The organism is Nocardiopsis trehalosi NBRC 14201, assembly GCF_001552555.1.
GTDB lineage: Bacteria > Actinomycetota > Actinomycetes > Streptosporangiales > Streptosporangiaceae > Nocardiopsis_B > Nocardiopsis_B trehalosi.
Map to the genome: position 1 here is coordinate 1 of NZ_BCRK01000163.1, position 13,783 is coordinate 13,783.

Annotated in this window: 14 protein-coding genes; 5 read left to right on the forward strand and 9 right to left on the reverse strand. The window is 76.9% G+C overall.

The genetic code is table 11. From position 1 onward, the window contains the following. A partial coding sequence (locus tag NT8_RS22255) for a helix-turn-helix transcriptional regulator (protein WP_157515935.1) occupies positions 1–477 on the reverse strand: 477 nt, incomplete at its 3' end. A gap of 128 nt (positions 478–605) precedes the next feature. Here NT8_RS22255 and NT8_RS22260 point away from each other — a divergent pair. After that, on the forward strand, positions 606–1,442 hold the full coding sequence (locus tag NT8_RS22260; RefSeq protein WP_067973119.1) for a class I SAM-dependent methyltransferase: 837 nt from the start codon (positions 606–608) through the stop codon (positions 1,440–1,442). A 52-nt stretch (positions 1,443–1,494) separates the two neighbouring features. On the opposite strand, the gene def is transcribed toward NT8_RS22260, so the two are convergent. Next, positions 1,495–2,163 carry a peptide deformylase gene (def, locus tag NT8_RS22265; RefSeq protein ID WP_067973122.1) on the reverse strand — a complete coding sequence of 223 codons (669 nt, stop codon included), beginning with the start codon at positions 2,161–2,163 and terminating at the stop codon, positions 1,495–1,497. A 258-nt stretch (positions 2,164–2,421) separates the two neighbouring features. Continuing rightward, a complete protein-coding gene (locus NT8_RS22270) occupies positions 2,422–3,030 on the reverse strand; it encodes a TetR/AcrR family transcriptional regulator (RefSeq protein WP_067973126.1) in 609 nt (202 codons plus the stop codon). A 110-nt stretch (positions 3,031–3,140) separates the two neighbouring features. Between NT8_RS22270 and NT8_RS22275 the strand changes: the two genes are divergently transcribed. Beyond that, positions 3,141–3,671, forward strand: coding sequence for a DoxX family protein (locus NT8_RS22275; protein ID WP_217999286.1), 531 nt, complete (start codon positions 3,141–3,143; stop codon positions 3,669–3,671). A 151-nt stretch (positions 3,672–3,822) separates the two neighbouring features. Here the strand turns inward: NT8_RS22275 and NT8_RS22280 are convergent, their stop codons facing one another. The 3 genes from NT8_RS22280 to rsgA all read right to left on the reverse strand — a co-directional run bounded on the left by NT8_RS22280 (position 3,823) and on the right by rsgA (position 8,384). Continuing rightward, the gene (locus NT8_RS22280) at positions 3,823–4,521 is read right to left on the reverse strand and encodes a carbonic anhydrase (protein WP_067973137.1); all 699 of its coding nucleotides are present in this window, start codon (positions 4,519–4,521) and stop codon (positions 3,823–3,825) included. 702 nt (positions 4,522–5,223) lie between these two features. Beyond that, entirely contained in the window at positions 5,224–7,038 is a 1,815-nt protein-coding gene (locus NT8_RS30475) for a GNAT family N-acetyltransferase (protein WP_084469180.1), read from the reverse strand. A gap of 260 nt (positions 7,039–7,298) precedes the next feature. Then, a complete protein-coding gene (gene rsgA / locus NT8_RS22290) occupies positions 7,299–8,384 on the reverse strand; it encodes a ribosome small subunit-dependent GTPase A (protein ID WP_067973140.1) in 1,086 nt (361 codons plus the stop codon). 457 nt (positions 8,385–8,841) lie between these two features. Here rsgA and NT8_RS22295 point away from each other — a divergent pair, with 457 nt between their 5' ends. Beyond that, positions 8,842–9,675: a MerR family transcriptional regulator gene (locus tag NT8_RS22295; RefSeq protein ID WP_067973147.1), complete on the forward strand. Its 834-nt coding sequence runs from the start codon at positions 8,842–8,844 to the stop codon at positions 9,673–9,675. 46 nt (positions 9,676–9,721) lie between these two features. Here the strand turns inward: NT8_RS22295 and NT8_RS22300 are convergent, their stop codons facing one another. Together NT8_RS22300 and NT8_RS22305 are read right to left on the reverse strand one after the other, a co-directional pair. After that, the gene (locus tag NT8_RS22300; protein ID WP_067973149.1) at positions 9,722–10,096 is read right to left on the reverse strand and encodes a glyoxalase superfamily protein; all 375 of its coding nucleotides are present in this window, start codon (positions 10,094–10,096) and stop codon (positions 9,722–9,724) included. 78 nt (positions 10,097–10,174) lie between these two features. Then, a complete protein-coding gene (locus NT8_RS22305; RefSeq protein WP_067973152.1) occupies positions 10,175–11,098 on the reverse strand; it encodes an MBL fold metallo-hydrolase in 924 nt (307 codons plus the stop codon). 156 nt (positions 11,099–11,254) lie between these two features. Between NT8_RS22305 and NT8_RS22310 the strand changes: the two genes are divergently transcribed. Both NT8_RS22310 and NT8_RS22315 read left to right on the forward strand, forming a co-directional pair. Then, entirely contained in the window at positions 11,255–12,070 is an 816-nt protein-coding gene (locus NT8_RS22310; protein WP_067973155.1) for an alpha/beta fold hydrolase, read from the forward strand. Between the two features lie 237 nt (positions 12,071–12,307). After that, a complete protein-coding gene (locus NT8_RS22315; RefSeq protein ID WP_157515936.1) occupies positions 12,308–12,613 on the forward strand; it encodes a hypothetical protein in 306 nt (101 codons plus the stop codon). A gap of 28 nt (positions 12,614–12,641) precedes the next feature. On the opposite strand, the gene NT8_RS22320 is transcribed toward NT8_RS22315, so the two are convergent. After that, the coding region (locus NT8_RS22320; RefSeq protein ID WP_067973165.1) for an MFS transporter at positions 12,642–13,783 on the reverse strand (1,142 nt) is incomplete at its 5' end.

Sequence of the window (13,783 nt, forward strand, 5' to 3'; positions counted from 1 at the left end):
GAGCCGCAGCCGCTCGCCGTCGCGGCACGCGCCGGCGATGGCGGTCAGGGTGTCCGCGTCCACCCGCGGCTCCGGCCGGTCGCTGGGCACCGGGACCGTGAAGGACTGGAGGGCGTTCACGCGGCGGCGCAGCCGCGACGGCAGCACCTGCTCCAGCTTGGCGAGGGCGCGCAGGGCCGTCTCCTCGATCCCGGCCAGCGCCCCCTCGGCGGCGGTGCGCAGGCCGACGGCGACCGCCACCGCCTCCTCGTCGTCCAGCAGCAGCGGGGGCATGGACGCGCCCGCGCCGAGCCGGTAGCCGCCCGCGGAGCCGCGGGTGGCGTGGACGGGGTAGCCGAGCGCGCGCAGCCGCTCGACGTCGTTGCGGACCGTGCGCCCGCTCACCCGGAGGCGTTCGGCGAGTTCGGCCCCGGTCCAGTCGCGGGGGGTCTGCAGCAGCGACAGCAGGCGCAGCAGGCGCGCCGAGGTCTCCAGCATGGCCACAGTCTGGCACCGGATCAGGAACCCTGCGTTCCTATTCGCGGCGCCGCCGGGCCGGTTTCCCGCGGACGCGGCGGGGGGAGGCACAGAGCGTGCACCCCCGTCAACCGAGAGGCGGCGTCCCCATGCCCCAGTCGTCCGGCAGCCCCGACACCACCCGCACGCCCGCCGCGCTGCGCGCGGCCATGTACGGCGACGGCGACCTCGGGTCCTACAGCCTGTTCTCCGGCGACTTCATCAACTACGGGTACTGGCCGAACACGCGCCCCGACCCCGGGCGGGCGATCACGGTGGAGGAGCGCACCCGCAGCCAGCAGGACCTCTACCGCGAGGTCATGCGCCGGCTCGGCCCCGAACCCGGGCACCGCCTGCTGGAGGTGGGCTGCGGCATCGGGGTGGGGGCCGCCCTCGTCCTGGACGAGTACGCGCCCGCCGCCGTCACCGGGGTGGACCTCTCGGCCGACCAGCTCGACCGCGCCGCCCGGGTCAACGCCGGCGCCCTCGCCGCCCACCCCGAGCGGCTGTCCTACGTGCGCGGGGCGGCCGACGACCTGCCGTTCCCGGACGCGTCGTTCGACCGCGTCTACTCGGTGGAGGCCGCCCAGCACTTCGACGACACCGCCGGGTTCGCCCGCGAGGCCCGCCGGGTGCTGCGCCCCGGCGGGCGGCTGGCCGTCACCACGTTCTTCGCCCAGCACGAGCGGGGCGCCGAGCGCGTCGGCGCGCTCATCGAGACGGTCCGCAGCGGGGTCGACGTGGTGCGCCCGGTGGCGGGGTTCGCGGCCGATTTGGGGGCGGCCGGGTTCGCCGAGGTCCGCGTCGAGCCCATCGGCGAGCACGTGTGGCGCTGCTTCGACGCGTGGGTGGCGCAGACCGAGTACCGCGACGGGTGGGGGCGCAACTGGCTGCGCGCCTACGACAACGGGCTGGTCGACTACTACGTCGTCACCGCCGGCACCTGACCGGCCCGGCGCCGGGCGGGCGCACCGCCCGCCCGTGCGCGGCCGGGCGGGGTCAGCCCTCCGCGAGCTTGGCCGCGTTGGCCTCGCGGCGGGCGAAGACGTCGTTGCGCATCTCGTTCATCTGCTTGAGGACCTTCTTGCGCGGCCGCGCCGCGAGCCGGTCGATGTAGAGGCGCCCGAGGGTGTGGTCGGTCTCGTGCTGGAGGCACCGCGCGAAGTACCCGCTGCCCGTCAGCACCACCGGCCGGCCGTCCATGTCGAAACCGCGCACGGTCGCGGTCTCGGCGCGCGGGAGTTCGGCGTGGGGTCCGGGCACCGACAGGCACCCCTCGTTCTCGACCACCAGCGGGGTGTCGGGCGCGCGCTCGTCCAGCACCGGGTTGACCACGTGCCCGACGTGGCGGACGCCGTCGTCGTCGGGGCAGTCGTAGACGAACACCCGCAGGTCGACGTCGACCTGGTTGCCGGCCAGGCCGACCCCCTCGGCCACGTACATGGTGAGGAACATGTCGTCGATCAGCCGCGACAGCTCCTCGGTGCCGAACATCTCCGCGCCGACGTCGCGGCAGCGGCGGTGCAGGATGTCCTCGCCGACCTCGGTGACCCGCAGGACCCGGCCGCGCGCCGCCTCGGGGGCCATGTCGGGGTAGGAGTCGGCGGGCTCGCCCTGGACGACGACCGGCATGTCGGTGGACTGCTCGGAGGTGGACTGCTCGGACATGCCAGGCTCGCTCTTTCCACGTCAGGGGATCGTCGTGCGTGCGACCACGCGACCCCCGCAAAATAGCACAAAGTTGCAGGTCAAGCGGATTCCGTGAAGGGTGGGCGCCGCCCCCGCGCAGCGCCCCGGCGGTGTTCGCGCCGGTCAACCGGCCGGCGCGGCGGCGGGCGCGGCCGCCGAGCCGCGCGGCGCGGGCGCCACGGCGCCATCCTGCTACGCGGCGGCGCCCCTGTCAGCGGGACGGCCGATCCGGTGCCGTCACGGCCCGGCGGGCGCGGGCGCGAACAGGGTGTCGGCCGCCGCGAGGAACAGCTCCTCGGGGTCGGCGCCGTCGCGGTCGGGGGAGAGGCTGCCGTCGCGCCACAGGGTGGCGAACCCGTGCGCGGCCGACCAGGCGGCGAGGCTGTAGACCTCGGCCCGGGGCCCGGTGGGGCCGCCCGGGACGGCGGCGCGCAGCAGGCGCTCGGTCCGCTCGCGCGCCGCCGCGAGCTCGGTGGTCTCGCGGCACAGCTCGGGGCGGAACATGACGTCGAAGTGCGCGGGATGGGCAAGGGCGAAGCGGACATAGCGCACGCCGAGTTCCCGCAGGAGCGCCAGGCCCCCGACCGGCGCGGGCGGCGCGCCGGCGTCCGCGCTCGCGGCGGCCAGGGTGTCGCCGAGCAGGCCGTACCCCTCGACCGCGAGGGCCGTGAACAGCCCGGCCTTGTCGGTGAAGTGGTGGGCGGGGGCGGCGTGGGAGACCCCGGCCCGGCGGGCCAGCTCCCGCAGGCTGACCGCGCCGACACCGCGTTCGGCGATCAGGTCGCGGGCGGCGGCGAGCAGGGTGCGGCGGAGGTCGCCGTGGTGGTAGGCGTCGCGGTTCGGCATGGGCACAGCCTACCCCGCATCTTGCCATTGACAAGATCGCACGGCCGGGGGCAGACTTGTCGCTGACAAGATCGAGGTGCGGCCGTCCGGCCGCCCCGTGCGCGGAGGAGATGAGGACGATGTTGATCCCGGTGGTGCTGCTGGTGTCCCTGGCGGCGTTCCGCGCCGCCGGCGCGCTGGGCGTGCGCCGGTTCGCGACGTGGCGGTCGGCCGCCGCGCACGGCCTCGCGGTGATGCTGGTGCTCACGGCGAGCGCGCACTTCGCGCCGCCGTCGGTGACGGTCATGCCGACCTTCGCCGACATGGTGGCGATGGTGCCGCCGTTCGTCCCGTTCCCGGAGGCGGTCGTCGTCCTCACCGGTGTGCTGGAGGTGGCCGGGCTGGTCGGGCTGGTGCTCACCCGGACCCGGCGTGCGGCGGCGGTCTGCCTGGCCCTGCTGTTCGTGGCGATGTTCCCGGCCAACGCGTACGCGGCCCTGGCCGAGGTCACCCTCGCGGGCGACCCGGCGACCCCGCTGCCGCAGCGCCTGCTCGAACAGCTCCTCTACATCGGGGTGGCCGTCTTCGTCGCCTGGCCGGCGCGCGGCGCCGCGGCGGAGACCCCGGCGGAGGACGACGCGGAGGCGCTCTCCCGCCGCTGACCGGACGCGCGAACGCCCCGCGGCCGTGGCCGCGGGGCGCCCGCGCGGGGGCGCGGAGAGAGGGGAGCCCGCCCCTCGACCGGGACGGAACCGGTGGGCCACCGGTGCGGCCGGGCCCGGGGGAGGGGCCGCCGGGGCGGGCGGTCGGGGGCTACTGGAGGTAGTTGACCTTCGCGGTGTCCAGCTCGTAGCGGGCCGCCACGACGCGCAGCGCGCCCGACGCCACGTGGCCCGACAGCTCGGGGTCGTCGCGGAGCAGTTCGGCGATGTGCAGGGCGTTGGCCGAGACGCACGCGTCGACGAAGTCGCCGCCGTCGTCGGGGGTGGCCTCCACGACGGGCAGGATCTGCTCGACCAGGTAGCCGACGTGGCCGCCGGGGACCTGCCCGGTCTCGTGGGCCTCCACGGCGGCGGTGACCGCGCCGCAGGAGCTGTGGCCGACGACCACGATCAGCGGGATGTGCAGGTGCTCGACGCCGTAGACGATGCTGCCGAGCACCGACTCGTCCAGCACCTGGCCGGCGGAGCGGACGGTGAACAGGTCGCCGAGGCCGCGGTCGAAGACGAGTTCCGGGGCGACGCGGGAGTCGGCGCACGCCACGATCAGGGCGAACGGGGACTGGCCGGCCGCGACCTCGGCGCGGCGCGCCGCGCCCTCGTGCGGGTGGTGCTGCTCCAGGTTGCGCCAGCGGCGGTTGCCCTGCTTCAGCAGCTTCAGGGCCGAATCCGCGTCGGTGGCCTGGGGGGTGGGGTCGGCTGCGGCGGTGCCGACCGCCGAGCCCGCGAGGAGGAGCCCGGAGGCCCCGGTGACGAGCGAGGTGCGTAAAGCGGTGCGGCGCGAAATCGACATCGATTCCCCGATTCGGTGGTGCGGCCGGCGGCCGGCGGGACAGAACCGGAGAGATAGTACGGCGCAGATGAAGAAATACTCATCGACGCCGGAGTGGGCCGGGGGCGCCTTTCTGTCTTTCCCGCCACAATGCGCTCGCGGGCCGTTCGCTGCGCACCAGGTCACGGCGGCCGCGAAGCTGAGAGCGCTCTCCCGTACTGGGGTCGGCGTGGCCAAATCCGGTCATACGCCGTCGAATCACCGTATCGCCGGGCGGGACAGGGGCGTGGTTCGCGCGATGTGGAGCGGTGACGCAGTGGTTCCGATGAATCACCGAACGTGCCGATCATCGGGGTCCGCGACGCAATTCTCGGAATGGTCACACGGTGATCCCGCGAGGGTGCGAAACGTATTCGGCGCTGTTATCCGGCGGTCCGCTCGTATTCTCCACCGGCCCTGATCGGCGACCCGATGCCGTCCGCGCGGAGTGGCCGTGGCCAGACCGCGCGGACGGGGGGAGGGGACGGGGGTGCCACCCGCCACGGCGCCGTCGGCCACCCGGCCCGGCCGCCGTACCCACCCGCTCGCGCCGTACCCACCCGCTCGCGCGGTGCCCGGCGCGCCGCCCCCGGGGCAGAGGGGGAGGCGAGCACCGAAGTCGGCGGCGCACGGCCGCCCCGCAGAGCGCCGGACCGTCAGGGCCCGCGCGTGCGGCTCCCGGCCCTACGCGCCGCCGGCGGGGGCGGACAGGTCGCGGCTCATGAAGATCGCGGTCTCGCCCTCGGCCGGGGTGCCCGTGTACAGCGAGGTGTCCAGGCCGCAGCAGGCGAACCCCAGGCGCCGGTACGCGCGGACGGCCGGGGCGTTGACGCTGCTCACCTCCAGCCACAGGGTGCGGGCGCCCAGCCGGCGCCCGTGTCCGGCGGCCGCCTCCAGCAGCCGGCGGGCGAGGCCGCGCCCCCGGTGGCCCGGTGCGACGGCGACCTCGGCGACGACCAGCCGCCGGTTCCACCGTTCATGGGAGAGGTCCACGAACCCGCACACCCGACCGGCCGCGTCCACCGCGACGTAGCGCGCCGCGTCCGGGTCGTCCGGGTCGGTGCCCTCCTCCTCGTCCGGGAACACCTTGTGCAGCGGCGCCGCCAGCGGCACCTCGACCAGGTCCAGTCCGCGGGGCCCCGGCCGCACCTCCACCACGCCCGTGGTGGTGAACGCGGTGTCGATCGCGGCCACCCCGGCCGCGTCCCCGGCCGTGGCCGGACGGACCTCGATCCCGGCGTCCGCTCCGGTGCGCGGGTCGGCGGCGCCCGGGGCCGGTGTGCCGGCGCCGCGTCCGCCGGGGGCCGCCTCGTCGGCGGCCGCGTCCCGCGCCGGCGGCACCGGCGCCCCGTCCCCGGCCTCCGGCGGCGGGGCGGGGGCCACCCGCCGCCCGGCGTCGCGCAGGACCGCGTCGACCGCCGCGCGGGCCGCCGCCGGATGGAGGAGCAGGTCGGTGCCGTCGGCCCACTGGTCCACGGCGCCGGTGAGCGGCAGCCCGCGCAGCAGGGGGTCGGTCACGGTCGCGGCCAGGGCCCGCGCGAACCGGTCGGCGCCCGGCACCAGGTAGGGCCGGGTGTGGAACCGCCGCCGCACCGGGTCGACCGGTGCGGCGAGCCCCGCCGCGTTCTGCGCCCGGGCGACCTCCTCGGCGGCGTCGCACAGGTGGCGTTCCCGGTCGGCCTGCGCGGTGGCGGCCAGCGCCGCGCGCAGCGGCGGCCCGACCCGCGCGGCGGCCGCGCAGCGGGCGAACGCGCTGCCCAGCCACTTGCCGTAGGGCGCGTACCGCCGCTCCAGCAGCAGGCAGAGCCGCATGAGGTCGCGGGCCAGGCGCCCCGCCGACACCGCCGCGCCGAGGTCGTCGCCGACCTCGGCGCACCGGCCGGCGAACGCCTCCTCCTGCGCGACCCGCCGCCACTGGCAGGCCAGCAGATGCCGCCAGACGCCGTCGGGGTACCAGGCCAGCCGGCGGCGGGCCGCCGTGAGCGCCCCCAGGCCGTCGTGGAAGACGGCGCCGCCGGTGACCTCGGCCAGCCGCTGCTGGGGCAGCGCCAGCCAGTCGCGCACCCCGGGCTCCACGGCGGACGCGTCGACACCGAGCAGCCCGGTCAGCCACGCCCCGGTGTCGCGGATCTCGACCCGGTGGTCGACCGGCCCGGTGGTGGGCGCCATGTGGGTCACGGGGTCGTCCGGGTCGCTCCCCCGGACGACGTGCGTGGGGTAGCCCCGGACGGTCGCGGGCAGCCGCTCGGACAGCAGCCGGCGCAGGGCGGCACCGTGCGCGGCGAGGTCGGCGGGGGAGAGGAACAGGTCGAGCCGGGGGCCCCAGTCGTGGTCGGTGGAGCGGGGCGTGTCGAAGCCGAGGACGTCCGACCCCGCCCCGACGCGGGCGGCCGTGTGGCGCACCCCGGGCAGCACCTCGGCCAGCAGGGGCCGCACCGCCTCCTCGTACAGCGCACGCGACAACTCCACACCGGACACGAACGGACGGCCTGCCACCATGCCCCCACCCTCGCGCTCCCGCCACCCGGGCGTCCACCCGTTTTCCGGGTCGCGACCCGCACCGGGCCGCCGGGCCGCCGCCCACGGAAAGGGGAGCGCCCCCGCACGGGCGGGCGGAGCCCCGGTTCCGCCCGGCCGACCGGGCGGCACAGGGCGCGCCGCCGATCCCGCCGGAGCGGGCGAAGCCCGCCGCCCGGCCGGGCGGCGGGCTGTCGGGGGGTGGGGGTGCGGGCGGGGCCGCCCGCACCCCCACCCAGGGGTCAGCGGCGGCCCCGGGAGCGGTAGAGGTCCCGTTGGAAACGGGTGATCTCCTTCTCCCGGCCGCGCCGTTCGGCGCGCAGGCGGGCGTCGGTGCGCGACTCCGCCCACGCGTTCTCCCGCTCCAGCCGGCGCATGCTGTCCAGGCGGCGGCGCGGCAGGTCGCCCGCCTCGATCGCCGCCAGGACGGCGCAACCCGGCTCGGCCGTGTGCCCGCAGTCGGCGAACCGGCAGTCGCGGGCGAGCTCCTCGATGTCGGCGAACGCCCGCTCCAACCCGTCGGCGGCGGCGTGCAGCCCGACCCCGCGCAGCCCCGGGGTGTCGATGAGCACACCGCCGGACGGCAGGGGCAGGAGTTCGCGGCGGACCGTGGTGTGCCGGCCCTTGCCGTCGCGGGCCCGGACCTCGCCCGTGGCGAGGACGTCGGCGCCGAGCAGGGCGTTGCCCAGGGTGGACTTGCCCGCGCCCGACGTGCCGACCAGGACGACCGTGCCGCCGAGCGCCGCCGCGAGGGCGTCCATGCCCTCCCCCGTGACCGCGCTGACCACGCGCACCTCGGCGCCGGGGGCGGCGGTGGCGGCGGCGGACAGCGCGGCGTCGGGGTCGTCGGCCAGGTCGGCCTGGGTCAGTGCGACGACGGGCACCGCACCGCTCTCCCACGCCAGGGCGAGCAGCCGCTCGATCCGGCCGAGGTCGAGGGGGACGGCGAGGGAGGCGACGACGACCACCGTGTCGACGTTGGCCGCGAGCACCTGGCCGTCGGAGCGCCGCGACGCCGACGCCCGGACCACGGCGGTCCGGCGGGGCAGCAGCGCCGCCAGGGCCGGCCGGTCGCCCGGCCGCAGGGCCGCCCAGTCGCCCGTGCACGGCGCGGGGCCGTCCTCCGGGAGCCCGGTGGTGGCGGCGCGGACGTGGCCGTCGGCGGTGGCGGCGGTGCAGCTGCCGCGGTCGACCTGGACGACGCGGGCCGGCACCAGGCCGGCGGCGCGGTGCGGGGCGAAGAGGGCGTCGAGGGCGGGGTCCCAGCCGTAGGCGGCGAGGCCGCCGGGGGACGCGGGTGCGGAAGAGGGATCGGATGCGTGGAACAACGGAGAACACCTTTGGGAAAGGGGTCCCCGGCCGCCGCCGCGCGCCGCGCGGGCGCCGCGGGTGCGGTCAGCCGAGGTCCCGGGACAGGGGGTCGGACCGGAAGCCGGACGGCACAGCCACCACGGCGGTCATGGACCCACCTCCCCACGGTTCTCCGCTGCGGGCCCGATCGCCCGCGCGCTCCGCACGCTACCACCGGACCCCCGCCGCCCGCCTCCCCTTTTTCGGCGCGTTTCCACCACCCCGAAGTGGGGTACAGCCGCAGGACACCGGCGGACACGGCGGGTGGGCCAATCGGCCGTGCGGCGGCGGTTTTCCGGGCCGCTCGCTGGGCCACTCGCCCCGACCGGCCCCTTTTCGTACCAGATCGGCCTCCTTTCGCGGTGCCGTGGCAGCGGTGGCGGGTCCCGCCCACCGCGAACCGGCGGCCCCGCGCGGCCCCGGCACCGGACCCCCATGTTCCTCATCGGAGACTTCGCCCGGCTCGGCCTCGTGTCGGTGCGCATGCTGCGCCACTACGACGCCATCGGGCTGCTGCGCCCGGCCCGCACCGACCCCGCGAGCGGCTACCGGTACTACGCCGCCGACCAGCTCCCCCGGCTCAACCGCATCGCGGCCCTCAAGGACCTCGGGTTCACGCTCGACCAGGTGCGCGACATCCTGGACGCCCGGGTCGGCGCCGCCGAACTGCACGGGATGCTCCTGCTGCGCCGCGCGGAACTCGCGGAGCGCATCGCGGCCGACCACGCGCGGCTGGCCCGGGTCGAGGCGCGGCTGCGCACCATCGACGCCGAGGGCCGCATGCCCGGCCACCACGACGTGCGCGTCAAGCGGCTGCCCGCTCTGCGGGTCGCCGAGCGGACCGGGACCGCCCCCGGCTTCGACCCCGGGCAGATCGGCCCGGTCGTCGGCCCGCTGTTCGACGGCCTGTGCGGCGCGCTCGACGCGGCGGGGCTCACCGCCACGGGTCCCGGGATCGCCTCCTACGCGCCCGACCCCGCCGCCGGGGGCGACGCCGTCCGGGTGCACGCCGCCTTCCCCGTCGCGGCCCGCCCGGGCCGGGCGGACGGGTTCACGGTGGTCGACCTGCCGGAGGTCGCGGCGGCCGCCACCCTCGTGCACGAGGGCGCCATGTCCGGCGTCGTCGCCACCGCGCAGGCGCTGGCCCGCTGGATCGGCGAGAACGGCCACCGCGGCACCGGCTACGCCCGCGAGCTGTACCTGGTGGCCGAACCCCACCCCGAGCACGCCTGGGTCACCGAACTCCAGGAGCCGCTGTCGACGGGCTGACCCGCGTCCGCGTCCACCCACCGCCCGCGCCGTCCCGGCCGCGCCCTCACCCCGCGTCGGCGTACTCGATGAAGCGGAGCGTCGTGCCGAACGGGTCGAGCACCTCCAGGACCTCGCCGAGGGGGCCGGGCTCCACGGCCGGGGCGAGGTAGGGGTAGTCGCGGGCGCGCAGCTCCGCGTGGAACGCGCGCACGCCCCGCACCCCGGCCACGACCACCGTCCCCGGGCAGCCGTCGCCGTGGTGCTCGGACAGGTGCAGCACCAGCGGTCCGCGCGAGATCCGCAGGTACACCGGCGGCCCGCCGCCCGTCAGGTGCTCGCCGTCGAGGCGGAAGCCGAGGTAGCCCAGGTAGAACGCGCGGGCCCGGGGGACGTCGAAGATCCGCAGTACGGGGACGGCCGGGGCGAAGGTGACGGTCATGCCCCGAGCATGCCCGCCCCTGCCGACATCCGCCCCGCCCGACCGCCCGCGCGCCGCGCCGCCCGGCCGCGCACCGGGCTACACGGCGCAGTGCATCGGCCCCCCGTTGTAGGCGACCGCGTCGGCCAGCGCCGCCCGCAGGTCCAGCGCCCGCCCCTCGGCCTCGCCGTAGGCGCGGTGCAGGTTGAGGACGATCCGCTCGGCGTCGGACCACCCCGCGAACGGGCCGAGGTCGGCGGCGCGCGCCGCCTCCACCGGCGACAGCCCGGCGGCCCGCCCGCGCGCCGCCGTCTCCTCGATGAACCGGTAGTAGCGGTCGTGGTCGGCCAGGACCGCCTCCAGCGCGTCGCCGGCCAGCGGGGCGCCGTGGCCGGGCACCACGTGCGCGGCGCCGAACGACGCCAGCCACTCCAGGCTGCGCCGCGCCCCCGCCACCGAACCCATGAACACCAGCGGGGTGCCGCCGTGGAACACCAGGTCGCCGGTGAACAGCACGCGCTCCCTCGGCAGCCACGCGACCACGTCGCCCGGGGTGTGCGCCGTGTAGCCCGGGTGGAGCAGGTCGACGCGCCGCCGCCCCAGGTGCACGGTCATGGCGTCGGTGAAGGTGGCGTCGGCCGGGCGCACCGCCGTGTCGCTCCAGTCCGGGGCGGGGCTCCACACCGGCGGGCGGTCGCGCAGGATGGGGTCGTCCAGCACGCCTTCGCGGGTCGCCGCGTGCGACACCACGACGGTCGACGCCGGGAGCACGTGGTTGCCGTAGGTGTGGTCGCCGTGCAGGTGGGTGTTCACGGCCATCCGCACCGGCGCGCCGCCCGTCGCCGCGTCGACGGCGGCGAGGAACCGGCGGGTGCGCGCCGTGGTCGCGCAGGTGTCGATGACGAGGACGCCGCCCCCGTCGGGGTCGGCCACGGCCCCCGCGTTGTTCAGCCACCAGGTGCCGTCGGGCTGCACCCAGGCGTGGACACCGGGGACGATCTCGCTCAGCGCCGCCTCGTTCACGCGCTCCTCCGCCTTTCACGGTCCGGGCCGCCGCCCGGGGCCGGGCGCCGGTGGGACCGAGCCTGCCACGCCGACCCCGCGGCGGGCGGCGCATCGCGGGAACAGGGGGCGGCGGACGCGGCCGGCCGTCCGCCCGGCCGCCCTAGACTCCACCGGATGACCGATCCGTCCTTCCTGACCCTGCGCGGCCGCCGGTTCGCCCACCTGGACTCCGGCGGCGACGGGCCCGCCGTCCTCGCCCTGCACGGCCACTTCGGCCGGGCCGCGGCCTTCGCCCCGCTGGCGCGCGCCCTCGGCGGCCGCCACCGGGTGGTCGCCTTGGACCAGCGCGGCCACGGCCACTCCGCCGGCGGCGGCCCCTTCACCCCCGGCGACTACGCGGCGGACGCCGCCGCCTACCTGGACGCCCTCGGCACCGGACCGGTCGCCGTGGTCGGCCACTCCATGGGCGGGATCGTCGCCGTGCTGCTCGCCGCGCACCGCCCCGACCTGGTGCGCGACCTGATCGTCGTCGACATCGGCATGACCAACCGGGAGCCCGAGGTCCGGCCCGTCCTGGACGTCTCCGCATGGCCGCGCCGGGCCGCCACGCGCGCGGAGCTGGGCGCGGCCATCCGGGCCGGCGGGGTCCCCGACCCCGGCTACTTCCTGGAGAGCGCGGTCCCGGTCGACGGCGGCTGGGAGCTGCTGTTCGACCCGGCCGACATGATGGTGTCGCAGCGGGCGTTCGCGGGGGAGTACTGGGACGCCTGGGCGGCCCCCGGACCGCCCGCGCTGCTGCTGCACGGCACCGCGAGCATGATGCTGTCGGCGGCCACCGCCGACCGCATGCTGCGCACCCGGCCGGGCACCTGCTACGCCGCGTTCCCCGGCCTGGGCCACTGGCTCCATGACGAGGACCCCGAGGGCTTCGCCCGCACGGTCGCCGCCCGCCTCGACGGCCGCCCGGTGGGCACCGGTACCGCCGGGTAGCGGCGGGCGCCCGGCCACCGGGTGGCCGGGAGCGGCCGGATCGCCTGACACCGCGCGGCCGGTCGGTTACCGTCGGAACCCGGAGGACCCGGCGATCCTGGAGGCCCGCATGCGCCGTCGACTCGCACGACTCCGATCCGCCCCCCTATCGTGGACCTGCGACGGGTGCGGGCAGTCCAACCCCGAGGGCCTGGTCAACTGCCCCAAGTGCGGCAAGTGGAAATGACGGGAGCGGACATGTCGTTGACGGAACACGCCCAGCGGGTCATGCGCGGCGAGGCCGACCGGCGCGGCCTCGTCGTCACGTTCCCCGGCGACGTCCCCGGCCACATCCCCGAGGAGACCCGGCTGTGGCTCTGCCACGTCGAGAACAAGGGCTGGTGCTACTTCACCGCCCCCGGGTTCGGCGACGAGATCACCCTGCCCGCCGAACGCGAGTTCGTCCCGGCCGACGAGGTCCTGGCGGGCGCGTGGTCGCTGTTCTACGGCCAGATCACCCTGCGGGGCTGGCCGCGGAGCACGTCGGCGCGGGCCCGCACCTGACCCGCCCGGCCGCCCCGCGGCGCCGTGCTCACCCCCGGTCGGCCGCCGCGGACGCCTCAGGGCGTCCGGCCGCGCCGCCCCCCGGGCCGGCCGCCCGCCGGTCCAGCAGCCCCGAGACCACGGCCAGGCCCAGGCCGACCACGGCCAGTCCCGCCCCCAGGATGTTGGGGGCGGTGTAGCCGTAGCCCGCGGCGATGACCAGCCCGCCCAGCCAGGCGCCCGCGGCGTTGGCGAAGTTCAGCGCCGAGTGGTTGAGCGCGGCCGCCAGCGACGGCGCGTCCCGGGCGGCGTCCATCAGCCGGGTCTGCAGCGACGGGATGAGCGCGCTGCCCGCGAACCCCAGCAGGAACACCATCGCCACCGCGCCGACCTTGAACGGCGCGAGCGCGTGCAGCAGGAGCAGCACGACCGCGATCCCGGCCATGCACGCGTACATGGTGGGCATCAGCGCGCGGTCCGCCGCCCGCCCGCCGGCCAGGTTGCCCGCCGTCATGCCGACGCCGTAGACCGCCAGCACCAGGGTGACCGCGGTCGGGCTGAACCCGGTGATGTCGGTCATCATCGGCGAGATGTAGCTGTAGGACGCGAACATGCCGCCGAAGCCGACGGCCGCCACGCCCAGCGCCAGCCACACCTGGCCGCGGGCCAGCGCCCCGAACTCCGAACGGATCGACGCGCCCGCCCGGGGCCGCTGGTTCGGGACCAGGGCGAGGATGGCGGCGACGGTCAGCACGCCGATCCCGGTGACGATCGCGAAGGTGCTCCGCCAGCCGAACTGCTGGGCGGCCAGCGTGCCCAGCGGCACGCCGACGATGTTGGCGACCGTCAGGCCCGCGATCATCAGCGACACCGCCTGGGACCGCTTGGTCACCGGGACGAGCGCCGCCGCCAGCACCGCGCCGACGCCGAAGAACGTGCCGTGCGGCAGCGCGGTGAGGAACCGCGAGGCCAGCAGCACCTCCCAGGTGGGCGCCAGCGCCGAGAGCAGGTTGCCCAGCGTGAACATGGTCATCAGGCCCGCGAGCAGGTACTTGCGGTCGACGCGGGCGCCCAGCGGCGCCAGCAGCGGGGCGCCGATGACCACCCCAAGCGCGTAGCCGGAGATCATGTAGCCGGCGACGGGGATCGACACCCCGAAGGACCGGGCCACGTCCGGCAGGATGCCCATGG

What these genes read in the sequence shown, in the direction of transcription:
- NT8_RS22275 (WP_217999286.1), top strand. Translation starts at nt 3,141, where the DNA reads ATGAGGACGATGTTGATCCCGGTGGTGCTGCTGGTGTCCCTGGCGGCG.
- NT8_RS22315 (WP_157515936.1), top strand. Translation starts at nt 12,308, where the DNA reads ATGTCGTTGACGGAACACGCCCAGCGGGTCATGCGCGGCGAGGCCGAC.
- NT8_RS22300 (WP_067973149.1), bottom strand. Translation starts at nt 10,096, where the DNA reads ATGACCGTCACCTTCGCCCCGGCCGTCCCCGTACTGCGGATCTTCGAC.
- def (WP_067973122.1), bottom strand. Translation starts at nt 2,163, where the DNA reads ATGTCCGAGCAGTCCACCTCCGAGCAGTCCACCGACATGCCGGTCGTC.
- NT8_RS30475 (WP_084469180.1), bottom strand. Translation starts at nt 7,038, where the DNA reads ATGGTGGCAGGCCGTCCGTTCGTGTCCGGTGTGGAGTTGTCGCGTGCG.
- NT8_RS22310 (WP_067973155.1), top strand. Translation starts at nt 11,255, where the DNA reads ATGACCGATCCGTCCTTCCTGACCCTGCGCGGCCGCCGGTTCGCCCAC.
- NT8_RS22280 (WP_067973137.1), bottom strand. Translation starts at nt 4,521, where the DNA reads ATGTCGATTTCGCGCCGCACCGCTTTACGCACCTCGCTCGTCACCGGG.
- NT8_RS22260 (WP_067973119.1), top strand. Translation starts at nt 606, where the DNA reads ATGCCCCAGTCGTCCGGCAGCCCCGACACCACCCGCACGCCCGCCGCG.
- NT8_RS22270 (WP_067973126.1), bottom strand. Translation starts at nt 3,030, where the DNA reads ATGCCGAACCGCGACGCCTACCACCACGGCGACCTCCGCCGCACCCTG.
- NT8_RS22295 (WP_067973147.1), top strand. Translation starts at nt 8,842, where the DNA reads ATGTTCCTCATCGGAGACTTCGCCCGGCTCGGCCTCGTGTCGGTGCGC.